22 protein-coding genes and 3 pseudogenes are annotated in these 22,881 nt (G+C 70.3%); 11 read left to right on the top strand and 14 right to left on the bottom strand.

Translation table 11 applies throughout. The annotated features are described in order from the left end of the window. The first annotated feature begins 197 nt into the window (after positions 1-197). Entirely contained in the window at positions 198-401 is a 204-nt protein-coding gene (locus ACZ4O3_RS40855; protein ID WP_467727370.1) for a hypothetical protein, read from the top strand. Positions 402-544: 143 nt separating this feature from the next. Here ACZ4O3_RS40855 and ACZ4O3_RS40850 read toward each other — a convergent pair whose 3' ends face one another. Both ACZ4O3_RS40850 and ACZ4O3_RS40845 read right to left on the bottom strand, forming a co-directional pair. Next, positions 545-1,948 (bottom strand): IS1380 family transposase, encoded by a 1,404-nt coding sequence (locus ACZ4O3_RS40850; protein WP_467727368.1) that lies wholly within the window; start codon positions 1,946-1,948, stop codon positions 545-547. 121 nt (positions 1,949-2,069) lie between these two features. Then, entirely contained in the window at positions 2,070-2,849 is a 780-nt protein-coding gene (locus tag ACZ4O3_RS40845; protein ID WP_467727383.1) for an oxidoreductase, read from the bottom strand. Between the two features lie 56 nt (positions 2,850-2,905). Between ACZ4O3_RS40845 and ACZ4O3_RS40840 the strand changes: the two genes are divergently transcribed. After that, positions 2,906-3,490, top strand: a complete 585-nt coding sequence (locus ACZ4O3_RS40840) for a TetR/AcrR family transcriptional regulator (RefSeq protein ID WP_467727367.1) — start codon at positions 2,906-2,908, stop codon at positions 3,488-3,490. Between the two features lie 280 nt (positions 3,491-3,770). Next, positions 3,771-3,950, top strand: a complete 180-nt coding sequence (locus ACZ4O3_RS40835) for a hypothetical protein (protein WP_467727365.1) — start codon at positions 3,771-3,773, stop codon at positions 3,948-3,950. 223 nt (positions 3,951-4,173) lie between these two features. On the opposite strand, the gene ACZ4O3_RS40830 is transcribed toward ACZ4O3_RS40835, so the two are convergent. After that, entirely contained in the window at positions 4,174-4,317 is a 144-nt protein-coding gene (locus ACZ4O3_RS40830; RefSeq protein WP_392202997.1) for a hypothetical protein, read from the bottom strand. Between the two features lie 272 nt (positions 4,318-4,589). Here ACZ4O3_RS40830 and ACZ4O3_RS40825 point away from each other — a divergent pair. Next, positions 4,590-5,165 (top strand): annotated as a pseudogene (locus ACZ4O3_RS40825) (IS701 family transposase); the annotation flags it as partial. Between the two features lie 354 nt (positions 5,166-5,519). Here the strand turns inward: ACZ4O3_RS40825 and ACZ4O3_RS40820 are convergent. Genes ACZ4O3_RS40820 through ACZ4O3_RS40810 form a run of 3 tightly spaced genes read right to left on the bottom strand, consistent with a single transcriptional unit; the run spans position 5,520 to position 7,842 of the window. Continuing rightward, positions 5,520-5,930, bottom strand: a complete 411-nt coding sequence (locus ACZ4O3_RS40820; protein ID WP_467727363.1) for a RidA family protein — start codon at positions 5,928-5,930, stop codon at positions 5,520-5,522. Further along, entirely contained in the window at positions 5,927-7,054 is a 1,128-nt protein-coding gene (locus ACZ4O3_RS40815; RefSeq protein ID WP_362719652.1) for a mandelate racemase/muconate lactonizing enzyme family protein, read from the bottom strand. The genes ACZ4O3_RS40820 and ACZ4O3_RS40815 overlap by 4 nt, the downstream gene beginning before the upstream one ends. A gap of 14 nt (positions 7,055-7,068) precedes the next feature. Further along, entirely contained in the window at positions 7,069-7,842 is a 774-nt protein-coding gene (locus tag ACZ4O3_RS40810; RefSeq protein WP_467727361.1) for a creatininase family protein, read from the bottom strand. 62 nt (positions 7,843-7,904) lie between these two features. On the opposite strand from ACZ4O3_RS40810, the gene ACZ4O3_RS40805 reads away from it, so the two are divergent. Next, on the top strand, positions 7,905-8,843 hold the full coding sequence (locus ACZ4O3_RS40805; RefSeq protein WP_467727381.1) for an ROK family protein: 939 nt from the start codon (positions 7,905-7,907) through the stop codon (positions 8,841-8,843). Positions 8,844-8,908: 65 nt separating this feature from the next. Here ACZ4O3_RS40805 and ACZ4O3_RS40800 read toward each other — a convergent pair whose 3' ends face one another. From ACZ4O3_RS40800 to ACZ4O3_RS40780, 5 genes are read right to left on the bottom strand one after another with little or no spacing between them, the layout of a single operon-like run. Next, the gene (locus ACZ4O3_RS40800; RefSeq protein ID WP_362720033.1) at positions 8,909-9,802 is read right to left on the bottom strand and encodes an ATP-binding cassette domain-containing protein; all 894 of its coding nucleotides are present in this window, start codon (positions 9,800-9,802) and stop codon (positions 8,909-8,911) included. Continuing rightward, positions 9,799-10,644: an ABC transporter ATP-binding protein gene (locus ACZ4O3_RS40795; RefSeq protein WP_362720036.1), complete on the bottom strand. Its 846-nt coding sequence runs from the start codon at positions 10,642-10,644 to the stop codon at positions 9,799-9,801. The genes ACZ4O3_RS40800 and ACZ4O3_RS40795 overlap by 4 nt, the downstream gene beginning before the upstream one ends. Continuing rightward, positions 10,641-11,573, bottom strand: coding sequence for an ABC transporter permease (locus ACZ4O3_RS40790; RefSeq protein ID WP_362720040.1), 933 nt, complete (start codon positions 11,571-11,573; stop codon positions 10,641-10,643). Before ACZ4O3_RS40790 ends, ACZ4O3_RS40795 begins: the two co-directional genes overlap by 4 nt. Then, positions 11,570-12,562, bottom strand: coding sequence for an ABC transporter permease (locus ACZ4O3_RS40785; protein ID WP_467727358.1), 993 nt, complete (start codon positions 12,560-12,562; stop codon positions 11,570-11,572). The genes ACZ4O3_RS40790 and ACZ4O3_RS40785 overlap by 4 nt, the downstream gene beginning before the upstream one ends. After that, complete coding sequence (locus ACZ4O3_RS40780; RefSeq protein ID WP_362720043.1) at positions 12,559-14,136, bottom strand: ABC transporter substrate-binding protein; 1,578 nt, start codon at positions 14,134-14,136, stop codon at positions 12,559-12,561. Before ACZ4O3_RS40780 ends, ACZ4O3_RS40785 begins: the two co-directional genes overlap by 4 nt. A 54-nt stretch (positions 14,137-14,190) precedes the next feature. On the opposite strand from ACZ4O3_RS40780, the gene ACZ4O3_RS40775 reads away from it, so the two are divergent. From ACZ4O3_RS40775 to ACZ4O3_RS40765, 3 genes are all read left to right on the top strand, one after another. Then, positions 14,191-15,027, top strand: a complete 837-nt coding sequence (locus ACZ4O3_RS40775) for an IclR family transcriptional regulator (RefSeq protein WP_362720046.1) — start codon at positions 14,191-14,193, stop codon at positions 15,025-15,027. Beyond that, positions 15,024-16,055 (top strand): serine hydrolase domain-containing protein, encoded by a 1,032-nt coding sequence (locus tag ACZ4O3_RS40770; protein WP_467727357.1) that lies wholly within the window; start codon positions 15,024-15,026, stop codon positions 16,053-16,055. The genes ACZ4O3_RS40775 and ACZ4O3_RS40770 overlap by 4 nt, the downstream gene beginning before the upstream one ends. Positions 16,056-16,663: 608 nt before the next feature. Further along, on the top strand, positions 16,664-18,628 hold the full coding sequence (locus tag ACZ4O3_RS40765) for an RICIN domain-containing protein (protein ID WP_467727355.1): 1,965 nt from the start codon (positions 16,664-16,666) through the stop codon (positions 18,626-18,628). A 117-nt stretch (positions 18,629-18,745) separates the two neighbouring features. On the opposite strand, the gene ACZ4O3_RS40760 is transcribed toward ACZ4O3_RS40765, so the two are convergent. Continuing rightward, entirely contained in the window at positions 18,746-18,874 is a 129-nt protein-coding gene (locus ACZ4O3_RS40760; protein ID WP_467727354.1) for a hypothetical protein, read from the bottom strand. A 309-nt stretch (positions 18,875-19,183) separates the two neighbouring features. Here ACZ4O3_RS40760 and ACZ4O3_RS40755 point away from each other — a divergent pair, with 309 nt between their 5' ends. After that, positions 19,184-20,101, top strand: coding sequence for an endo-beta-N-acetylglucosaminidase H (locus ACZ4O3_RS40755; RefSeq protein WP_362719167.1), 918 nt, complete (start codon positions 19,184-19,186; stop codon positions 20,099-20,101). Positions 20,102-20,539: 438 nt separating this feature from the next. On the opposite strand, the gene ACZ4O3_RS40750 is transcribed toward ACZ4O3_RS40755, so the two are convergent. Then, entirely contained in the window at positions 20,540-21,532 is a 993-nt protein-coding gene (locus ACZ4O3_RS40750) for a quinone oxidoreductase family protein (RefSeq protein WP_467727351.1), read from the bottom strand. 100 nt (positions 21,533-21,632) lie between these two features. Here ACZ4O3_RS40750 and ACZ4O3_RS40745 point away from each other — a divergent pair, with 100 nt between their 5' ends. Further along, complete coding sequence (locus tag ACZ4O3_RS40745; RefSeq protein WP_467727349.1) at positions 21,633-22,298, top strand: TetR family transcriptional regulator; 666 nt, start codon at positions 21,633-21,635, stop codon at positions 22,296-22,298. Between the two features lie 194 nt (positions 22,299-22,492). Here the strand turns inward: ACZ4O3_RS40745 and ACZ4O3_RS40740 are convergent. Then, positions 22,493-22,591, bottom strand: a pseudogene (locus ACZ4O3_RS40740) (IS5 family transposase); the annotation flags it as partial. Between the two features lie 84 nt (positions 22,592-22,675). On the opposite strand from ACZ4O3_RS40740, the pseudogene ACZ4O3_RS40735 reads away from it, so the two are divergent. Then, positions 22,676-22,795: pseudogene (locus ACZ4O3_RS40735) on the top strand (IS5/IS1182 family transposase); the annotation flags it as partial. Between the last annotated feature and the right edge of the window lie 86 nt (positions 22,796-22,881).

Here is a 22,881-nt window from a genome sequence, read left to right as displayed (position 1 = left end):
GGAGGACCGGAATAGCGCACGGTCGGAATAAACCCCTCCCGCCAGTAGTGCTCGAGCTCCGCTCCGGCTGCTGTCCACTGGCGGCCCCCGGCCGTCACCTGATCCATGGACACGTCTTCAAGACCGTCGGCGACGAAAACGGAAATCACCTCTCCAGCGGTATTGGGCGGGACATTCCCTGGATCGCGATCACTCCCGTGGCCAAAGCGATCCGCGTCCTCGAACGCATCGTCCCCGCCGAGGCCCTGCTCTTCGACGCGACCACCCACGGCTTCGCTCACCGACGAGAGAACGACGGTCCCCCGACGGCCATCTCCTTCGGCCAGCGCATCGGCGACTTCGTCCCCTGGGCGAATGAGCTCGACGAGAATCTCGGCCGGCCGCACGAGACCATCCCCTAGCCTCCCCGTTTCAGTTGGGTTGGCTGAGCTGGGCTGACTGTGGTGGGCTGTGGCTGTCGGCGGTGGGCATGGCTGGGGCCCGGCGCTCGGCCGGGTGCTCCAGGGTTCCTCGGGTCGTGGGTGGGCAGAGGCAGCGCCGCTGATCAGGTGGCTGGCCTTGGTAGGGCCGCGAGGCAGGTGAAAGCGTGGGTCAGCTCATGCCGCCAGGGCCAGCTGGCGGCGATCCGGAGGTGGAGGCGACGGGCTCCGCGGGTGATGCGGGCAGCTGCGTGCAGCAGCGGGTAGCGGAGCTTCTTCGGCTCGGCGGAGGCCAACTCGCCGACCAGCAGCAGCCTCTGGGTCCAGGCGATCAGGTCGGTAGCGGTCAGGGCCAGCTCCAGCCAGGCGGTGTTGATCGCGAAGTGGCGGGAGGGGAAGCGGCCGAGGCCGGTGGTCTTGCCGCAGCGGATACGGTCCTCGACGCGGGCATGCGCGCGGTGGCGGACCTCCAGATACTGCAGGGAGCCTTCGCCGTCCGGGGTGTCGGTGAGGAAGACCTGGTGGCGCATGCCCTCGTCCAGGTCGAACAAGGACAGCTGGGCGCCGGGGTGCGGGCGCTCGCGCCGGACGATGATCCGGGTCCCGTCCGGGTGCCCGGCCAGATCCACCATGCCGGTCAGTTCGGCCACTTCGGCGCCGGTCCGCAGGGTGCCGTCCTGCTCAAGGGCGGGGTGCCATAGGTGGTTGGGCAGGGCCCGGATTGCACGGCGGACCGGGTCGGTGACGGCGTATCCGACGGAGAAGGCGGTCTGGATACCCCGCTCGCGCAGTGCTCGGACGTGGGCGAGGAAGGCTTTCGCGCCTCCGGCACTGTCCGCTCGTATCAGGACAGGGGTGCCGTGGCGGTGGGCGTCGGGGATCTGGGCCAGGGCCGTGTCCAGGACGGTGATGTGGTCGGCGGCGGTGTTGGCGCCGGCGTGGCCCTGCCGCAGCACCCCGGCCAGGGCCTCGCCGGTGTTGTCCAGGAAGCACAGCAGCGGGTGGTAGCCGAAGCCGCGTTTATAGGTCGCCGCCGCCTGCTCCTTCTCCGAGTGGCAGGTGACGAGTGTGGCGTCGATGTCGAGGATCAGGCCGGGCAGGTCGCGTCCACCGGCGCGGGCCGCAGGTATGCCGTCCCCGGTCTCGGCGGCTTGCAGCCAGGCGATCTCCCGGGCGGTGGCCCTCGCCGAGCTCAGGCGGGCGAGTGCGGCCGAGTCGATGCCGGCCAGCAGGCGCCAAGCGGTGGGAGTGGAGGCGACCGGGCCGAACACCTCCGCCTGGTCTCGCAGCAGGGCCAGGTCCGCTATCGCCTCGCCGCCGTCGGCGAGCATCACCGCCAGGTCGACCGCGATCCGCCCGGGGTCGTGTCCGGTGCCACGCGGTCGCAGCCTGCGCAGCGCGTCCGCGAACGCGCCGGTCAAGCCAGTGACATCGGCGAGATCGGCCAGCAGGCGGGATCCGGCGTGACTGACCACCCCGGATCCGTCGGCCGAGACGACGAGCTGGGGACGCGACCCGGTAGTGTGCACGCAGAAAATGCCTTCCTGCTGTGGTGACGGAAGCCCTAGAAAAGCCTCATCATCCCAGCTCAGAAGGCACTTTCGTGTTACCGCTCAGGATCCGGATGCCACCGCAAGTGAAACGCGGAGGCTAGATGAGGGGTAGTTCCCCGCCGTCGACGGTCAGGCTTACTCCGGTGACCCACTGGGCCCGGTCCGATACGAGGTAGGCGACGGCCTCGGCGATGTCGCGCGGGTCTCCGGGACGACCCAGAGGGATGCCCGCTGTGGTGGCGGCAAGCGGGACGTCCATCGCGTCGGCGAAGTTCTGGCGGATCGCGTCGGCGCCCGGGGTGAGCACGTTGCCGGGGACGATCGTGGTGACGCGGATTCCGGCAGGCGCGAGCTCGGAAGCGAGCGCCTTGCTGTAGGCGCTGAGGGCTGCCTTGGCGGCAGCGTAGTGAGCCAGCGGCGGCGGCGGCGTGAGGGCCGCTCCCGAGGAGATGTTGACGATCGCGCTGCCCGACCCGGCCTCGCGCAGCGCCGGCAGCAGCGCGTTGTTGACCCTCACGGCGGACAGGTAGTTGAGGTCGAGCGCGTCGATCCATTCCTCATCGGGGATGGACGAGGGGCCTCCGATGTGGGCGCGTGCCGCGGCCGCGTTATTGACCACGATGTCGACGCCGCCGAGCTCGTCGAGCGCCGCCGCAGCGAATGCCTGCACGCCCGCGAGCGTGCTGATGTCGCCCCGAATGAAGGTGGCGGCCTTCGGCGTCTCGTCGGAGGAGTTGCGCGCCGTGGTGACGACGGTCGCGCCGCCGTCGAGCAGCCGCTGCACGATGGCCGCGCCGATCCCGCGAGTGCCTCCCGTGACGATCGCGCGCTTTCCTGCGAACTCAGTGGTGTCGGGTGAAGTGCTAGTTCTGAACATACGGTCCACAATAACAGATTCTGGACCGATGGTTCAGAACGGCGTACCATGGAGGCATGGGGCGACCACGGAAATTCAGCGAGCAAGACGTCCTGGCCACTGTGCGCCGGCAGTTCAATGAAACCGGCTACCACGGCACCTCGGTCGACGATCTCTCCCGCGCGACAGGGCTCAGCAAGGGAAGCCTCTACGGCGCGTTCGGCGACAAGGAGGCCCTGTTCCAGCGAATATTCGAGGAGTACTGCGCAAACTCCGACGAGGCCGCCGCCGCCCTGCTCGAAGGCCCGGAGGACCAGGCCCTCGACCGCCTCCGCAAATGGCTCACGGCGCCGGACAACCACACCGGTCAGCCCGGCTGTCTGCTGGCCAAGGCCACGGCCGAACTGGCGTCGGAGAACGACGCCATCGCGACCAGGTCACTCGCGGCGTACGAAGTGCTGCTCGACAGCTGCCGCCGACTTGTCGAGCAGGCGCAGCGCGCCGGGCACGTGGATCCGGCCACCGACGCCGAGGCGCTCGGCGGACTGATCCTCACCACGCATCGCGGGCTCGAAGCGCTCGCCAAGGCAGGGGTCGACGCGAAGACCAGGAACCGAATCGCCGACGCCGCGATCGACAGCATCGCACTGCCGGTTTCTTGACCCTGGAGCCGGCAGTTCCCGTCTGCGGCCCGGCAGACCTTGGTGCTCGGTCCTCTGCGGGAGCGGCCGGTGGCACGGTCGTGGGGCGTGCCCCGCCGGGGCCCTTTTCTACGGGCCCGGGCCGCGTGCGGATGCGTGCGCACGATGGTGCAGTCCACCGAGACCGCCCAATTCAGGTCCTCATCGGCGTCGGCCTGGGTCATCAGCTCGGTGAAGACCCGCTCCCAGGTACCGTCGACCATGCCTATCCGCAACCGGCAAGCCGCTGCGGCAACACGTCATGCACGTCAGGCAGTTGAGCGGGGCCAAGCAGAGGCGTGCCGTCGAGGTGTCGGGGTTCCGGCTCCAGGACCCGCACGGCAGGATCCTCGGCATGGCGGTGTCCACGGTCGGCGTCACCGACCAGGAGCGGACCCGTGACTGCGGGTGCATCCTGGGCCGTGGCGGACGGCGTTCGTGATCAGCTCGCCAGCGATCGACTCCGCGCTGAGAGCTGTCTCTTCACCGTTGGGGTTGTCCCGTGAGGGCCATGTTGTGGAGGCGGGCAACGCCGAGCATGGCCTGAGAAGGCTCAGCCACCGGACGGCAGGCAGATCATCGCGCGTCCGAGGCCCCGATGAAGCTGGGATCGCTGCGCACCGGCCGCGCTCGGATGGGTGAGCGCCGGGCCAGCAGCCATCCCATCAGCGCGGCGGCGAGGTGGCGAAGGCCGCGGTCAGGCCGGTGGCATCGGCCAGTTCGGCCAGTAGACGGGAGCCGGCATGGCTGACCACCCCGTGGCCGTCGGCCGAGACGACGAGTTTGGGGCGGGACCCGGTAGTGTGCACGCAGAAAGTGCCTTCCTGCTGTGAGGACAGAGACCTTCGACAAGTCTCATCCTCCCAGTTCAGGAGGCACTTTCGCTTTCCCGCTCAAGATCCGGACGCGCAGCAAGTGAAACGGCGAGGCTAGTACTGCAACGGTGTCTACCGTGACTGCTGGCCAGGTCGGTCGTTGGTGTGGTTATGGGTGGGGACCTTGCTGATGTGCGTGGGGGGCGAAGGAACTGGATGCGGTGCACGGGCGGTTCGTGCACCGGTTCAGCCGGTCGGAGCCTCGGGAGAACTCCCAGATCGGGGTCTTCCTCGCCTATGCCACCGGCCGTGGCCGCACGCTGATCGACCGCCGTTTGCATCTGCCCACCTCATGGACGGATGACCGTTCGACCGCCCCGTCCACGACCTCTTTCCCTGCCTGCCACGGCAGAAATGGAAGCGCCGCTCCTGCGGCGAGGGCGCTCACGGCCGGCGGATCTACGACTGGGCCCGTGTCGAGGTGAGACCCTGGCACCGCGAAGACCGCCGGCACTGGGTCATCGCCCGCCGCAGAGTCAGCCGGCCCGAGGAGATCTCCTACTACATCGCCTACTGCCCCGACGACACCACCCTGGACCAGCTGATCCACAACCCCGGCAGCAGATGGGCGGCCGAGGAATGCTTCCAGACCGCCAAGCAGGAAGGCGGCCTCGACGAACTACCAGGTCCGCCGCTACGCCGGCTGGCACCGCCACATGACTCTCGCCATGGCCGCCAACGCCTGCCTCACCGTCCTGCGCGCCCGCCACCTGGACACGGAGAAAGCAGAAACGGATCCTCCCAGCTCATCCACCTCAGTCTCGCCGAGATCCGACGACTGATCACCCGCCTCACCCACCGCCGCCCCGCCACCGTCGACCACATCCTGCACTGGTCGACATGGCGCCGACGACGCCAACACCAAGCCCGCACCAGTCACTACAAACGACGCGGACACAGCCCCTGAAAGCTGCCCAGCAATCAGAACAGACACCGTTGCAGTGCTAAGGCAACATCGGTCGGCCTTCCTGGTCGTACCGATCGGAGGGGACATCACCGACGCGGACTCCTTGCGGCGGGCCTCGGCGAGTGTTTGATCAGGATGCGCCGGCCGACACGGGCGGGCGCGGGGGGTGCCGCGCCCGTCGGACGTCGTGGGCACCTGTCTCTGACGGGCCTGCGGGCGCGACGCCGTGTCACCCGGGCGCGTCCAGGCCGGGCAGGGCCGCCACCACGTCGATCTCCACGAGGATGTCCACCAGGTCGGACCCCACGGTGGTGCGTACGGGGCAGGGGTCCTCGAAGAAGGCGCGGTAGGCCGCGTCGTACTCGGCGAAGTCCCGCTTGAGATGCTGGAGGTGCGTGGTGACCTTCACGACGTCCCGCATGGTCAGCCCCTCGGCGGCCAGGACCGCGCGGATGTTGCGCAGCACCTGTGCGGTCTGCGCGCCGACGCCCTGCGGGACCTCGCCGGTGGACGGGTGCTGCGGGCCGAAGCCAGCCGTGTAGAGGAGGCCGCCTGCGACGATTCCCTGGGAGTAGGCGCCGGCCGGACGTGGTGCGTCGGGGGTGCTCACGCCCCGCTTGCCGTTGGGTGTGTCGGTCATCCGGTCAGGTCTCCGTCGCGCTCGTTGACGGCGGCGTAGTGGAGGAGCTTCTCCTCGTCGACCGTGACGCCCAGGCCGGGCCCGGACGGGACGTGCAGTCGGCCGTTCTCCAGGTGCAGGGGCTCGATGATGTCGTCCGCGTGCAGGTAGTACATGCTGTCGATGGCCCGTGACAGGACGGGGGTGCTCGCGACCACGGCCAGGTGTGCCGCGGTGGCGATGCCGAGTTCGCCGCCGCTGTGCAGGTTCATGCCCAGGCCGAAGGTCTCGCAGTGCGCGGCGAGCGCCTTTGTCGCGGCGATACCACCCCATTTGTAGACGTCGCCGTGGATGACGTCGACGGCGTTGAGCCGCATGGCCGGGGCGAACTCCTCGAAGCGGACGACGCACATGTTGGTGCACAGCGGGATGCGGACCTTCGCCTTGACCTGGCTCATCCCCTCGATGCCGACGCAGGGGTCCTCCAGGTACTCCAGGTCGAGTTCCTCCAGGGCGATGCCGGCGCGTACCGAGTCCGGCACTGACCAGGCCGCGTTGGGGTCGACGCGCAGGTTCAGGTCGGGCAGCGCCTCGCGTACGGCGCGCAGGACGGCCACGTCTCCGCGGGAGTCCCGGGTGCCTTTGAGCTTGACCGCCTGGAAGCCGCCCTCGGCGACGACGCGTACGGCGTGCTCCGCCATGGCCTTGGGCAGGTCGGCGCCGGTCGCACCGGGTGCGTCGGCGCGAGTGATCAGCGCGGTGATCGGGACCTCGTCGCGCACGGGGCCGCCGAGCAGGTCGGTGACGGACTGGCCGGTGGCCTTGCCGATGGCGTCCCAGCAGGCGACGTCGACGGCGGCGATCGCCGCGTAGCCGAGGTAGCCGTAGAAGAAGGGGACCATGTGCTGCCTGCGGTGGAAGCTCTCGACCGCGAAGGGGCTCGTGCCGATCAGGTCGGGAATCAGCCGGCGGACGATCGCGGCGACCGGCCGGCCCCACATCGTCTCGCCCCAGCCCTCGACGCCCGTGTCGGTGCGCACGCGGACGACGGTGCGGGTCTCGCCGGTCTTGGTCTCGAAGGAACTCGTGAAGGGATTGACGAGTGGGAGGTTGACGACCCACACGTCGACGTCGGTGATCTTCATTTCTTCTCCTTGCTTCATCGGGCTGACCGGCTCGCGGTGTCGAAGGCCCGGATCGCGTCCGCCAGTGCGCGCGCCCGGTCGTCCAGGAGCAGGCCGCCCCGGTCGGCGTCGGAGCCGGAGGGGTCGTCGGTGGAGCCGCCGACCCGCTCCCACTCGCCGTGGCGTTCCACGGTCAGGCCGGGGTGGGGCGGGTTGTCGAACAGGGGTGGAGGTTCGACGGGGATGCGGGCGGGTACGGGGGTGCGCACCAGGTCGGGGTGGGCCGCCAGCATCAGGGACGTCTCGAACCATCCGGCGTGTCCCGGGGTGACCTCGGGCCGGCCGGCCGGGTCGTCGCCCGTGGCGAGGGTCCAGTAGGAGCAGGCGGCGGCCGTCACCTCGGCGCGCAACGCGAGCCGTTTGACGGCGAGCCGCATGATCTCGTCGTTGCCGCCGTGGCCGTTGACGACCATGATGCGGCGGCAGCCGCTGGTCACCAGGGAGTCGAGGACGTCGTCCAGGACCGCGGCCAGGGTGGCCGCGGACAGCGAGACGGCCGCCGCGAACAGGTGGTGTGGGCTGTGCCCGAAGGGCAGGGCGGGCAGTCGTACGACGCGGGGCGCCTCGGGCTCACGGTCCAGGAGGTCCAGTGCGCGGTCGACGACCTCTTCGACGAGCAGGGTGTCGGTGCCCATCGGCAGGTGCGCGGCGTGCTGCTCCTGCGAACCGATGGGCAACAGGACGATGCCCTCCTCGCCGGCCCGGCGTACCTCACGCCAGGTGAGATCGGTCAGCCTCAATTGACTCACAGTGCTACCTCTCCGAAACGGGGCCATGGCAGAGTCGGCGCATGGTCCACAAAAGTTCCCTGTTGCGACTGGTCCCCGACGCCGCGGAGCAACCGGCCCCTCCTCCCGCGGCACCGCGGCTGGGCGCCGTCGAACTGGTGCCCGGCCGGGTCAGGGCGGCCGTGCTGTCGATGGCCGGCCGGGTCCTGGACCGTACCGAGTCGTCTTACGACGCGGCGCGTGCCGTCCCCGCCGACATCGACCGGGCGCTGGCCCGGGTCGCGCCCCTGTTCGCCGGCCGTCCACTGGAGGGGATCGGGGTGGCCGCGGCGGGGCTCGTGGATCCCGGCGCGGGACGGATCCTGGAGGTCAACGACGTTCCCGCGCTGCGCGGCTATCCCGTGGCCGACCGGCTGGCCGCGCTGACCGGGGCCGGGGTGCGGGTGGAGCACCGGGCGCGGCTGCAGGTGCTGGGCGACCGCTGGTTCGGTGCGGGCCGCGGGCGGCGTACGTTCGCCTCGGTGTCCACCGGTGAGGTGCTGGGCGTGGGCATCCTGTACGACGGTGAGGTGATGGCCCCGCCGGGCGGCCGCAGCGGCGCGCACATGACCGTGTCGGCCAGCGGTGAGCGCTGCACCTGCGGCAGCCGGGGCTGCTGGAAGACGCTGGCCACCACCGGCTGGCTGCGGGCGCGGGCGAGTGCCGCGGGGCTCGGTGCGGCGTGCTCGCTGGAGTCGCTGGTCGCCTGCGGTGATCCGCTGGCCGACCGGGTGGTGGAGGAGTACGCGCACAACCTGGCTCTGGGGCTGGTGAATGTGCAGCAGCTCTTCGCGCCGGGCCTGTTCATCCTGCACGGCGAGGCCCGCGAGGGCGGTGAGCGGTTCCGCGTCGTGGTGGAGGAGCGGCTGCGGGACGCGGTCGCCTTCGCGGGGGCCGAGCAGCCACGGGTGCTGGTCGGTACGGCGGCCGTCGACGACGTGGCGCTGCTGGGCGGGGCGGGGCTGGTCCTGTCCCACTCGTAGGGCGGGTGCGGAGGCGGGGGCCTGTGCCGTGGGCACGGGCGCCGCCTCCCGTGGGGCGGGCCTGGTCATCGGCTCTGCGCGGCCGCCGTCGCCGCGGCCCGCTCGGCGGCCCGGCGACCCCGGCGCGGGTCGAGGACCGGTACGGCGTCGAGCAGGCGCCGGGTGTAGGGATGCCGCGGGTCGCGCAGCACCGCCGCCGCCTCGCCGACCTCGACGAGGCGGCCCTTGCTCATCACCGCGACCCGGTCGGCGACCTGGGCCACCACGGCGAGGTTGTGGGAGACGAACAGATAGGTCAGGCCGAGGCGTTGCTGGAGTTCGGCCAGCAGATCGAGGACGGTCGCCTGCACGCGGACGTCCAGGGCGCTGGTGGGTTCGTCGAGTACCAGCAGGCGGGGGTGGAGCGCGAGGGCGCGGGCGATGGAGACGCGCTGGCGCTGGCCGCCGGAGAACTCGTGGGGGTAGCGGTCCTGTATGCCGGCGTCCAGACCCACGGCTTCGAGGAGTTCCCCGACCCGTTCCCGGTTGCGGGTCCGGGCGCGCCGTCCGCGGGCCTCGGGATCGTGGGTGACCAGGGGCTCGGCGACGATGTCGGTGATGCGCATGCGCGGGTTCATGCTGGAGTAGGGGTCCTGGAGGACGACCTGCATCTGCCGCCGGATGCCGCGCAGTTGGGCCGCGGAGAGGGATGCGAGGTCCTGTCCGTCGAAGCGCACGCTGCCGGCGGTGGGTTCGAGCAGGCCGAGCAGCAGCCGGGTCAGGGTGGTCTTGCCGCAGCCGGACTCGCCGACCAGGGCGAGGGTTTCGTTCTGGTGGACGTCCAGGGAGACGTCGTCGACGGCGACGTGGGTGTGCCGGGTGCCGAATTCCTTGCGCAAGCCGACCAGTTCGAGGATGACCGGAGCGGGTGGGGTCGCCGCCTCGGGAGTGGACGTGGGTGTGGTGCCGTCGGTGCTCATGCCGCCTCCAGTCGCGGGGTGGCCGCCAGCAGTGTGCGGGTGTAGGGGTCGGCAGGCCGGTCGAAGACGTCCAGGACGTCGCCGGTCTCGACGACCTTGCCCTGGTTCATGACCACGACCCGATCGGCGGTCTCCGCGACGACGGCGAGGTCGTGGGTGATGAGGAGCACGGCCATGTCGTGCTTGTGCTGGAGGGTGACGAGCAGGTCGAGGATCTGGCGCTGCACGGTGACGTCGAGGGCCGTGGTCGGTTCGTCCGCGATCAGGAGACGGGGGCGGGCCACCAGGGCCGTGGCGATCATCACCCGCTGGCGCAGGCCGCCGGAGAGTTCGTGCGGGTACTGGCGGTAGCGTGCGGCCGGATCGGGGATGCCGACCTCGTCCAGGGCGGCCAGTGCGACCTCGGCGGCGTCCGCGCGGGACATGCCGGTGTGCAGCCGCAGGACCTCGGCGACCTGGCTGCCGACGCGCTGGAGCGGGTCGAGGCAGGTCATGGGGTCCTGGAAGACCATGGCGATGTCGCGTCCGCGGACCTTGCCGAGTTCTTTCTCGGAGAGTTTCAGCAGGTCGCGGCCGTCGAACCGGATCTCGCCCCCGGTGTAGACGCAGGGCGGGCTGGGGTTGAGGCGCAGCACGGACAGCGCGGTGGCGCTCTTGCCGCTGCCGGACTCCCCCACCACGGCCAGGGTTTCACCGGCGTGGACGTGCAGGGAGACGTCCTGGACGGCGTGGACGACGGAGGTGGGGAGCCGGAAGTCGACGCTGAGGCCGTCGATCGCCAGCAGCGGCTGCTCGTCGTCCGGCCGCCGGGACGGTTCGGGGGTGGGTCGGTCGTTGGTCATCGGCGGTAGGCCTTCGGGTCCGCGACGTCCCGCAGGGCGTCGCCGGTGATGTTGATGGCGAGGGAGGTCAGCATCAGGGCGATGCCGGGGAAGACGGCGACCCACCAGGAGGTGCCGAGGTAGAGCTGGCCGTCGGAGAGCATCGCGCCCCAGGTCACGGTCTCCTTGGGCACGCCCAGGCCGAGGTAGCTCAGGGAGGCCTCGGCGACGATGGCGGCGGCGACGTGCAGGGTGCCGATGGTGGCCAGCGGTGCCATCACGTTCGGCAGCAGGTGCCGGCGCATGATGGTGACGTCCTTGACACCGATGGCGCGGGCCTCGGTGATGAAGTCGCGGCTGCGCAGCGACATCACCTCGGAGCGTACGACGCGGGCGTAGGAGACCCAGCCGGTGAAGCCGAGGACCAGGATCACCATCCACAGTCCTGAGCCGAAGAAGCCGACGACGGCGAGGGCCAGCAGCAGCGCCGGAAAGGCGAGTTGCACATCGGCCAGACGCATGAGGGTGCGGTCGGCCCAGCCGCCGAGGTATCCGGCGGACAGGCCCACGACGGTGCCGATGACACCGGCGAGCAGGGCGGCGCCGGCGCCGACGAGCAGGGAGACCCGGGCGCCGTAGACGACGCGGGAGAGCATGTCGCGGCCGAGCTGGTCGGTGCCCAGGAGGTGGGCGCCGCTGCCGCCGTGCTGCCAGGCGGGAGGCCGGAGTCGTAGCAAAAGATTCTGGGTGTTGGGGTCGTAGGGGGCGATCAGCGGTGCGAACAGCGCGGCGACGAGCAGCAGCGCGAGGACCGCGAGGGCCACCACGGCGAGCCTGTTGCGCAGCAGCGCCCGCAGGACGACGGACCGGGAACCGCTGCCGGAGCCGGGGCCGCCGGTCGCTGTCCGCGCCGCGGCCCGGTCGGTCGTGGCGGGGGTCGTGACGGTCATCGTGACGTCCTCACCCTCGGGTCGAGGAAGCTGTAGGAGAGGTCGACGAGCAGGTTCACCACGACGAAGGTGGTGGCGAAGAACAGGACGGCGGCCTGGACGAGCGGGAAGTCGCGGTTGGAGATCGCCTCGACGGTGAGCTGTCCGACTCCCGGCCAGGAGAAGACCCGTTCGGTGAGGATCGCGCCGCCGAGCAGGTTGCCGACTTCGAGGCCGACGACGGTCACCACGGGCAGGGAGGCGTTGCGCAGTCCGTGCCGGAGGACCACCTGGAGGGGGCCGAAGCCCTTGGCGCGGGCGCTGCGGATGTGGTCCGAGGAGAGCACGTCGACGAGCGAGGAGCGCAACAGCCGTGCGACGACGGCGACGGAGTACACGGCGAGGGTGATCGCGGGCAGGATCAGGTTGGCGAAGGTGCCGTAGCCGGAGGCGGGCAGGACGCGCAGCCAGACGGCGAAGACCAGGATGAGCAGGATGCCGACCCAGAACGGCGGGGTGGACTGGCCGAGCAGGACTCCGGTCATCACGGTGCTGTCGGTGCCCCGGCCGCGTCGCATGGCGGCGAGGATGCCCGCCGGAATCGCGATGACGAGGGTCACGGCGAGAGCGGCAGCGGCGAGTTCGAGGGTGGCGGGCAGCCGGTCGGCGAGGATCTCGCTCACGGGCTGGCCGTAGACGAGGGAGTCGCCGAAGTCGAGGTGGAGTAGCCCCCAGAGGTAGTCGAGGTACTGGGAGAGCAGGGACTGGTCCAGGCCCAGGGAGTGGCGCAGCGCCTGCTCCTGTGCGGCGGTGGCGTCCGGCGGCAGCAGGATCTTCACGGGGTCACCCGACAGGCGTACCAGGAAGAAGGCGACGGTCGCCGTGCAGAAGAGGACGAACACGGCGATGGCCAGGCGTTTGCCCACGTCGCGCAGGAGTCCCGTCCTGCGGCCGGGGCGGGCGGCCGGGGCCGCCGGTGCGGGTGGTCGGTCGAGGGTCGGTGTGCTCACCGGGTCACCTCCGCGCTCTCCATGGCGAGGACGCCCGCGGATCCCGGCGTCCAGCGGGGCCGGTCGTTGCGGGCGTAGATGTTGTCGATCTGGTAGAGGAAGACGAAGGGGGCTTCCTCGCGCATCAGCCGTTGCAGGTCCGAGAGGGCCCGGGTGCGCTCGGCCGGGTCCTCGGCAAGCTCCTCGGTGTCGATGAGGCGGTCCGCCTCCTTGGAGTGCCAGCGGCTCTGGCGCCGGTCGCTGCGGACGTTGGACTGGACGATGCTGGCGCCGTCCAGGGTCCACACGGTGCTGGCGGCGAGGTAGATCGGGCCGAGTGCGCCGCGGTTGTCCGAGGTGAGCCGGGCGGAGTAGGTACCGGGGTCGAGCAGGTCGACGCGGGCGTCCACGCCGACGCGGGACAGCAGTCCGGAGAGGGCCTCGGCGACGTTGGCGTCGACGTTGGAGGCGGTGAGCGTGGTGGCGAAGCCGTGGGGGTGGCCGGCTTCGGCGAGCAGACTGCGCGCGGTGTCCAGGGAGCGGGTGAAGGGCTTGACCGTGGGGTCGAAGCCGAAGGCGCCCCGTGGGACGAGGGCGGGGGTCTCGGTGGCCTTGCCGCCGAGTACGGCCTTGATCAGGAGCGGTACGTCGATCGCGTGGTTCAGTGCCTGACGTACTCGGCGGTCCTGGAGGGGGCCGCGTTCCAGGGTGTTCAGCGACAGGTACGCGGTGCGGATCCCGGTGTGGCCGTCGATCTTGATTCCGCCGTAGCCGTCGAGCTGCTGGGCGGCGTCCGGGGTGAGTCCGGCGACCAGGTCGACTCCGCCGCTCTGCAGGGAGGCCAGTGAGGAGGAGGCGTTGGGTGCGGGGCTGAAGACGACGCCGTCGAGTGCGGGGCGGCCGTTCCAGTGGTCGTCGTAGGCCCGCATACGCAGTTCGTGGTCGCGCTGCCAGCTCTCGAAGACGAAGGGGCCGGTGCCGACGGGGTGTTCGGCGAACGCGGCGTCGCCGGCCTCGGCGAGGTGCCGCGGCGGCACCACGACGCCTCCGAACAGGGAGAGTTTGGCGGGCAGGATCGGGTCGTGCACGGTGGTGTGCACGTCCACGGTGTGCCGGTCGACGACGGTGACGCCTTTGACGAAGCGCAGCTCGACGATGGGCGACTTGGTCGCAGGGTCGAGGAGGCGCTCGATGCTGAAGGCCACCGCGTGCGCGTCGCACGCTTCGCCGTTGTGGAAGGTCACGCCGGGGCGCAGGGTGAAGCGCCAGGTGTGCGCGGCGGTCGCCTTCCAGGACAAGGCCAGCCTGGGGTGCAACCGGTTGTCCCGGCCGCGGGTGGTGAGTGTGTCGAACATGTTGATCAGCACGTTCATCGACACCATGTCGCCCTGCTTCTGCGGGTCGAGTGTCTTGGGGTCGCCCGGCTGGGAGACCCGCAGGACGTTGCCGGCTCTGTCCGCCGCGGCCGTCGTGCCGCACGCGGTCAGGAGCGCAGGGGCGCTGAGGGCTCCGAGCAGCAGACCACCGGTCCGCAGGACCTGACGCCGGCCGGGACGGCTGCTGCCCGCCGTGCACCCTTGAAGAAATCGTTCCACTGAAGAACACCTCCGTTCCGTCAGATGGAATGCGGTTGGGTTAAGCTAAGCGACATGGTGAAAGCGGTCAACACCCGGTCGGTCGACCAGGAACTCGTCAAGGGCCCCGTCGACAAGGCCATGGAGGTGCTCGAAGCGCTCGTCCAGCCCGGCAGTCCGCATCGGTTGGGGGAGATCGCGAGCCGTACGGGGCTGACCAAGCCCACCGTCCACCGGCACCTGCGCACCATGGCGGAACACGGTTTCGCGGAGGCGACCGAGGGCGGCAGCTACCGTCCCGGTCCGCGCCTGCTGGGCCTGGCCGCGGCGGCGCTCAACGACAGCCGCGTCCTCGAACTGGCCCGGCCCGCCCTGGCGGACCTGCGCCGGCACACCGGCCATGCGGCGTTCTGCGCGGTCCGCGACGCAGGGGACGCGGTCTGCCTGGAGCAGTCGGAGCCGGCTCGCGAGTACCGGATCAGCACCCGGCCGGGTCACCGTGCCCCCCTGTACGCCTGCGGAGTGGGACTGGCGATGCTCTCGGGGCTGCCCGCCGACGAGCGCGACGGTGTGCTCGACGCGCTGGACCTGGAGGCCCGCACCCCCTACACACCGACCGACCCGGCAGTCCTGCGCACCCTGCTCACCGAGGCGGCCGAGCGCGGCTACGCCGTGGACGACGAGTACGACGAGCTGGACGTTCGGTCCGTGGCGGCACCCGTGACGGACGCGGCGGGCCGGGTCGTGGGGGCGATCGGGATCGCGGGAGTGACCTTCACCCTGGATCCGGACAGTGTGGAGGTGTTCGGGCCGATGGTCCGGGCCGCCGCGCGCACGGTGTCCGCCGGGCTCGGCGCCCGCGCTCCGATGTTCGGCCTGGTGCAGGCCGAAGCCCGGGAGGAGCGCTCGTGAGCGAGCCGGCCGACCTGCTCGCCCGGGGACGGGCACGGCGGATCCACTCGGGCGCCGCCTGGTCCGTCGGGAACGCCTCGGGCCCGCTGGACCGGGGCTGGATCGGAACCCGGAGTTGGGACGGACCGCCCCTGGACGGTACCGACGTGTGGGACCTGGCCTCGGTGACCAAGCCGCTCGCCGGGCTGGCCGTGATGGCCCTGGTGGAACGCGGCACACTCGGCCTCGACGACACGGTGGGCGCCCATCTCCCCGGCTACCGCGGCGGCGACAAAGCCGACCTGACGGTACGTCACCTGCTCACACACACTTCCGGCATCCCCGGCCGGATCCCGCTCTACCGGGAACATCCCACCCGGGCCGCGCTCTTGGAGGCGGTGCGCCTGCTGCCCCTGACCGCGCGGCCGGGCACGCGGGTGCAGTACTCCTCGCAGGGGTTCATCATCCTTGGGCTGATCGCCGAGGCGGCGTCCGGAGAACCGCTGGACGCCTTGGTGGAGCGGCTGGTGTCCGCGCCGCTCGGCCTGCGGGACACCGGCTTCGCACCGGACGCGGCGCGCCGGGCACGGGCGGTGGCCACCGAGGACTGCCCGTGGCGCGGGCGTGTGGTCGTCGGCGAGGTCCACGACGAGAACGCGGTCGTGCTCGGCGCGCCCGCGGCGCACGCGGGGTTGTTCTCCACTCTGGAGGACATGGAACGCATCGGTGCCGCGTTGGCCGCCGGCGGCCGCGGCCTGCTGCGCCCGGACACCTTCGCGCTGATGACGGCCCCGCACACCGACGGACTGGGGCCGCGCCGCGCGCTCGCCTGGCAGGGCCGCGACCCGGTCGGCTCCCCCGCCGGCGAGGCGTTCGGCCCTGACTCGTTCGGACACACGGGCTTCACCGGCACCAGCGTGTGGGTCGACCCGGCCGCGGGACGCTACGCCGTACTGCTGACCAACCGCGTGCATCCCACCAGGGCGGGCGACGCGATCACCGCCGAACGCCGAGAGTTCCACGACCTCGCCGCAGGGGCAGGCATGTGACGCGCCGCCGTTCGAACACGTCATGGCGGCTGTCCGTTCCACCATGCGCATCGGCCGTCCATGCAAACGGCATACGAGCCGATCCACCAGGAGAACTTCTCCTCGGCAGTTGCCGCATCGCCCCACTGTCCGTACATGACGGTCGTCCAGAGGACGTCAAGGTGAGAGGCGAGCGCATCGGGCCTGCCACCGTGCCGCCCCCTTCGCCGTCGGCTCGGCTCCGAACCAGGTCGGGCCGGCCGGGCCTTCGGCGCGCCAGGTTCCCACGACGCGCGGAAAGGGCGACGGCCTGGTCCGAGGCACCGCAGCTGATGCGCCCGTCGAGACGCATGGGTTGACGGTGCTTCAGCACCCGGCCTAAGTTCACGACTTGTAAAAAGATGTAAATCCCCTTGCGTCACCGCACTGATCGTCCACCACAGTCGCATCAGCCTCCCGCCTTCGGAACACCCCGCCCGATCCAGCACCGCCACGTACGCAAGGTGTCGGACGAGCGAGTCCCGCCGGCGCACACGGAGCGGCAGGCAACACCCCCCACCCGATCAGGAGTTCCCGTGCCTCTGAGACACCCCCACTGGTGGCGACCGCGCTCCCGGACCGTCACTCCAGTGGTACGCAGCCGTCGGGCCACGCTCGCACTGACCGCGACGGCGGTCGGCGCGCTGCTCACACCCGTCGCTCTGACCGCAGTGAACGCACCGTCGGCCCAGGCGGCGGGCGCTCCCGTTCAGGTGTACTTCAGCTCGGAGTCGACCGCCCCGGGATTCGGCCCGGCCAACGCGAACTGGTTCACCAACCCGGCGACGGGGCTCGCCTCGACCCGGTACCAGTTGTCGCGGCAGTCCGACCTCACCGCGGTCACCGCGTCGGGCACGGCCACCATCACCGCCGACACCGCCACCCGTTACCAGTCCGTCCTTGGCGTCGGCTCCTCGCTGGAGGAGTCCACGATCTACAACCTGTCCCGGATGAGCGCCTCGGCGCGTACCGCGGCACTGCGCAAGCTCGTCGACCCGGTCAACGGTGCCGGGTTCAACATCGCCCGGATCCCGCTGGGTTCGAGCGACTTCACCTCGCGACAGTTCTACACCTACGACGACGGCGCGGCCGACCCGAGCCTGTCGCGGTTCTCCATCCAGAAGGACATCGACTACAACATCATCTCGGTCCTCGAGGAAGCGAAGGCGATCAACCCCAACCTGCTGTTGTCCGGCAGCGTGTGGAGCCCGCCGGCCTGGATGAAGAACAACAACAGCCTGATCGGCGGCACGCTTCCCGACGCGAACATCCCCGTGCTCGCGACCTACTTGCGCAAGGCCGTCACCGCCTACGCAGGCCAGGGACTGCCGCTGTACGCCGTCACGATGCAGAACGAACCGCTGTTCTCGCCACCGGACTACCCGGGCATGACGCTCACCGCCGACCAGGAACGCAGGATCGCCACCGCGCTGCGCACCGAGCTGAACAGCAACGGCGCGTCCGCCACCAAGATCTGGGCCTTCGACCACAACTTCGGGGACGGCCCGTCCTACACCGCCGGGGTCCTCGGCAATCCCGGCTCGCCCAGCAGCGCGTTCAGCTCGGTCGACGGCGTCGCCTTCCACGACTACGGCGGCGATCCAACCTCCATGGGACAGGTCAAGTCGAGCTACCCCACCAAGGACGTGGCCATGACCGAACGCGCCGTATGGGGCACCGCCGGCGCGGACCGGATCGTCCAGTACTTCCGCAACCAGTCGATCATGTACCAGGACTGGGTCACCATGCTCGACCAGAACCGCAGCCCTGAGCAGTGGTCCGGCGCACCCGACCCGACCATGTTCATCCAGTCGCCGAGCAACCCGGACACGTACTGGGCACTGCCCGAGTACTACATCGTCGCCCAGTTCTCGAAGTTCATCGCACGCGGCGCCACCCGGGTCCAGACGAACAACGGCACCAGCGGCGGTGTCACCAACGTCGCCTTCCTCAACCCCGACGGCAGCCTGGTGACCGTGGTGGTCAACCAGACGGCCTCCAACCAGCCCGTCACGCTGCGCGCCAACGGCCAGCAGATCAGCGGCACGCTGCCCGCCAAGACGGTGGGCACGTACGTCTGGCCCGACGTCGGCGGAGGCAGCACCGGGCCCGTCGACCCCGCGAGGTGGTACACGGTCACCAACGTCAACAGCGGCAAGTGCGTGGACGACGCGGCTGGTTCGACCGCCAACGGCGCCGCCGTGCAGCAATGGACCTGCGTGTCCGGGAGCACCAACCAGCAGTGGCGGTTCCAGCCCACCGACAGCGGCTACTACACAGTCGTCAGCCGCAACGCGGCCAACGCCGCCTGGGACGTCACCGGCGGGACGGGCGCCGGCGACGGAGCGAAGATCCAGCTCTGGGCCTACGGCGGCGGCGCCAATCAGCAGTGGAGGCCGGTTCCCGGGGCAGGCGGCACCTACACCCTGACGCCACGCAGCAATCCCGCCCAGTGCCTGGACGTCACCGATGTCTCCACCACCGACGGCGCCCGGCTCCAGCAGTGGAGCTGCTCCGGCGGTGCTGCCCAGTCCTTCACGCTCACCCCTCAGTAGGCCGGATCGGCGTTGCCCGCCGTCCGGCACCCGCGGTGCCGCACGACGCCGGGCAGCGCCACCCGGGGAAGAGCCGGCCGGCAGCAGGCGCCGGCGCCGAGTTCACCGACCAGGGGCTCACAGGATCCGCTGAACCGTCGCGGGCATGAGCGCGACGAGCACGCCGACGTGGTCGATCCCGTAGAGCTTGAGGGTGACGGCATGGCGGGAGCCGATGCCGTGCAGCTCTTCGACCGGGAACAGCAAGCCAATCGGCGACGGCGGCCGGCTCGACGGCCAGGACGCCGCCGGGGTGCGGGAGCTGTGCGCCCGCGGCGATCGCGCCGATGCCGATCTCCGCGGGTCCTGCTGGTCGCCGGCCTGGGCCAGCGCGGCATTCCGATAACTCCTTTGCCGGGATCCAGGGTTACGGCGCGACGTACGTGCGTGGGAGTCGCGAAGAGTTCCCCATGGTTCTGAAGAGTCGGCCGTGGGAACGGAAGGATCCGGGGGGGGCTTTCCCGGCGCCCGCGAACGGGTCGGACGCCGCTCCATGCGATGGGAGACCGATCAACGATGTTCACTCCGGTGCGGAGCAGAATACGGACGGCCGCGCTCGCGCTCTCGGCCGCTGCGGCCCTCACCTTAGGTGCGACCGCCACGACCGGCGCGGCAGCGGCCCCCGCTCCCGCGAAACAGGGACCGACCTCGGTGGCGTACGTCGAGGTCAACAACAACAGCATCCTGAACGTCGGCAAGTACACCCTCGCCAACGGCGGCGGCAACGTCTTCGACGTCGCCGTGATCTTCGCGGCGAACATCAACTACGACACGGGCACGAAGGCAGCGACCCTGTACTTCAACGAGAACGTGCAGCACGTCCTCGACAACGCCGCCACGCAGATACGGCCGTTGCAACAGAAGGGCATCAAGGTCGTCCTCTCGGTGCTCGGCAACCACCAGGGCGCGGGCTTCGCCAACTTCCCGTCCCAGCAGGCGGCTTCGGCGTTCGCGAAACAACTGTCGGACACCGTGGCCAAGTACGGCCTCGACGGCATCGACTTCGACGACGAGTACGCCGAATACGGCAACAACGGCACCGGCCAGCCCAACGCCAGCTCGTTCGTGTACCTGGTGTCGGCACTGCGCGCCGACATACCGGGCAAGATCATCAGCCTCTACAACATCGGGCCGGCCGCGTCTCGCCTGTCCTACGGCGGCGTCGACATCTCGTCCAAGTTCGACTACGCCTGGAACCCGTACTACGGCACCTGGCAGGTTCCCGGCATCGCACTGCCCAAGTCGAAACTGTCACCCGCGGCCGTCGAGATCGGCAGGACCTCGCAGAGCACGGCAGCCGGCCTCGCCCGCCGCACGGTCAGCGAGGGGTACGGCGTCTATCTGACGTACAACCTCGACGCCGCCGATCGCAGCGCCGACGTCTCCGCGTTCACCAAGGAGCTGTACGGCAGTGACGCCCACTACACGCCGTAGCCCGACCACACACCCCGGCGTCCGGCACCCCCTCCGGACCTGCCGCATCCCGTAGAGCCGCGCCCCGGGCAGGCCGCGCTTTGGACAACGATGTCGAAGGCGCGGTCGCCGAGGTCCTCGCTCTCACCGTACTCACCCAGCGGGCGGCCCAACACCTCCAGGGCCGCCTCCAACCCGAGCCGCGTCAGCCGCACTCGCCCCGTTCCGGCTGGGGCCCTCCAGGACCGCCATCCCGTGCTTCCCGAGATCCAGACAGCCGTTGTGAACCGTCTTGGAGTCCCTCTGCCCGGGACACATCAACCGCCGGATCTGATCCGCGCTGGGGCCGTTGCGTGTTCACGGCAGCCTCTTGTGACGCGCGTGCCCCAGCGCCCGCTGCAAAACGGCCAGGGGTGCTCGTCGCCCCACTTGGTCTGGGGTTCAACGAGGCAGGAAGCTTCAGCGAGCATCGCAGACGGTGAGGACGATGCGGCCGTCGGTTGCGTGGTTCTCCAGCCGTTCGTGTGCGGTCGCCGCGTCGGCCAGGGGGAGGGTCTCGATCTCGATGTCGGCCAGTCCGCCCGCGACCGCCTTCAGTGCGGCCAGGGCGGCGGACTCAACGGACTCGGGGTGGGCCGGGACGTAACCGCCAGCGTTGAATCCGGTGACGGTGATGTTGCCCTGCCAGATACGGTTGCCGTCGATGCCTTGGTCCCAGTCGCCGCTGGCGTTGCCGACCAGCAGGAGACGGCCCGAGGGTGCCAGCAGGTCCAGGCTCTGAGTACGCAGGAGTCCGCCGACGGGGTCGACGATGACGTCGAACTTCTCGTCGCCGAGGACGTCGGGCAGCTGGGCCGAGTCGACGATGGTGTCGTAGTGCAGCCTGCTCGCGGCCGCCGCGCCCATCTTCCCGGAGCGGACGGTGCCCACCACCCGGGATGCGCCGAGCTGTCGGGCGATACCGGGGAAGGCGGAGGCCAGGCCGCCCAGCGCGCCGTGTACGAGGACGCTCTCGCCGGCGGACATGCTGATGGCGCGGGTGAGAGCGATGTGGGCCATGAGCGCGTTGGGAATGGCGGCGACAGCCAGGGCGGGATCGATGTCGTAGTCCTGCGTGGAGACGACTCGCTCCTGGTCGGTGACGAACACGGATGCGTATCCGCCCGTCCCGTAGGAGGACAGTGACACCACCTTCTCGCCGACGGCGAAGCCGGTGACGCCTTCGCCGAGCGCGCGCACAGTGCCTGCGACCTCAAGGCCGGGAACGTAGGGCGGCTGCGGCAGCCCCGGGGCGCCCTTGAACAGGCCCTGGCGGAGGTACACGTCGATGAGCCCGACGGCGGCGTGGGTGACGTCGATCGCGATCTGGCCGGGCCCGGGGGCGGGATCCGGCAGGTCGGCAACGGTGAGCACGCTCGGTGCGCCGAACTGGACAGCCTGTATCGCCTTCATGATGGTTCCCACTTCTCATTTAACGCACCTCGTGATGCGTTATCTCGACCGTACCACCCGATTCCGGTTAGCGCATCACAACGTGCGTTAGTGTGGGGGAATGCAGCAGAGAGCCAGGTCAGCCGAAGACAAGACCCGCCGCTCGGAAGATCTGCTCAAGGCGGCGGAAGCGCTCGCGCTCGACCTCGGAGGCGTCCGGCACGTCACGCTCACCGCAGTGACCGAGCGCGCCGGCCTGCACCGCACCGGCGTACGCCGCTACTTCGCCAGCAAGGAGGAGTTGCTCCTTGAATTGGCCGAACGCGGATGGCAGCAGTGGCGCGACGCGATCAGAAACGAGACAGACGGCCGCGCGGAGCTCGGGCCGGCGCAGACCGCGGCCGTGGTCAGCGAGACCCTGGTCGCACTGCCGGTCTTCTGCGACCTGCTGACCCACGCCACGCTCCACCTCGAAGGCGACGTCGACATCGAACGGGCCCGCCGCTACAAGACCAACGCCTTCGCCGCGCACGACGAGATCGCCGACGCGCTGGACCGCGCAAGCACCATGACGCTGGAACAGATCGGCAACCTGCTGGCCGTCGCGATCACCCTGGCCTCCGGCTTCTGGCAGGTCTCACACCCCACCCCCACCCTCGCGGCGCTCTACGAGCAGGAACCACAGTGGGGCCACGTTGCACTCGACTTCGCTCCGCGTCTCAATCGCTCTCTCAAGGCGTTCGCCATCGGACTCACCGAGACGACCCCCCGGGGTGACGCGACGTAGATTGGCCACACCCTCCAGCCTTCCCGACCTGCTCCTTACGGTCGATGGCCATACCCACCACGGGAAAACCCGTCCCGCCCCCGGGCCACCTGCCGGCCATCAGCAGCCCCCTTCATGGAGCCCGTCGGCAGACAGGGTTCGCGGGACATTTTGCCAGCCACCGCCCAGTGGATCGTCGTGCGGTACCTCTACGGGAGGGCTTCGTAGTCCCCTGCCAGGCGGCGGTACTGCATGAGCCAGCCGAAGGTCCGCTCGATCACCCCCCGTTTCGGCACAGGTCCGAAGCCCTTCGTCCGTGGTCGCTGGACCACTGCCGCGTAGATGCCGAGCCAGGCGCCGTGGTTGGGGATGCTGTTGTGGTATCCGCCGAACACGGTGAAGCGTGCATCAACCGGCGTAGCCAATGCCGCCGCCCGGCCATGCGGACCGACGAGCTCGCCATCGCCCACCAGGCCGCACTCCACCTCGCCGCCGTCCCCATCTGGACCCGACGCCGGCCGAAGAGACCTCGAACCCGGCCCGGTGCCAGAGCCTGTCCGGGCAGGGCGGCGGGGACGTCGAACGCGAGCAGAGCGTCCTACGT

The sequence above is a fragment of the Streptomyces sp. NPDC026515 genome, assembly GCF_055567595.1.
Note: the sequence above shows the minus strand (reverse complement) of the source record. Positions and strands in the feature narration are given on the sequence as shown.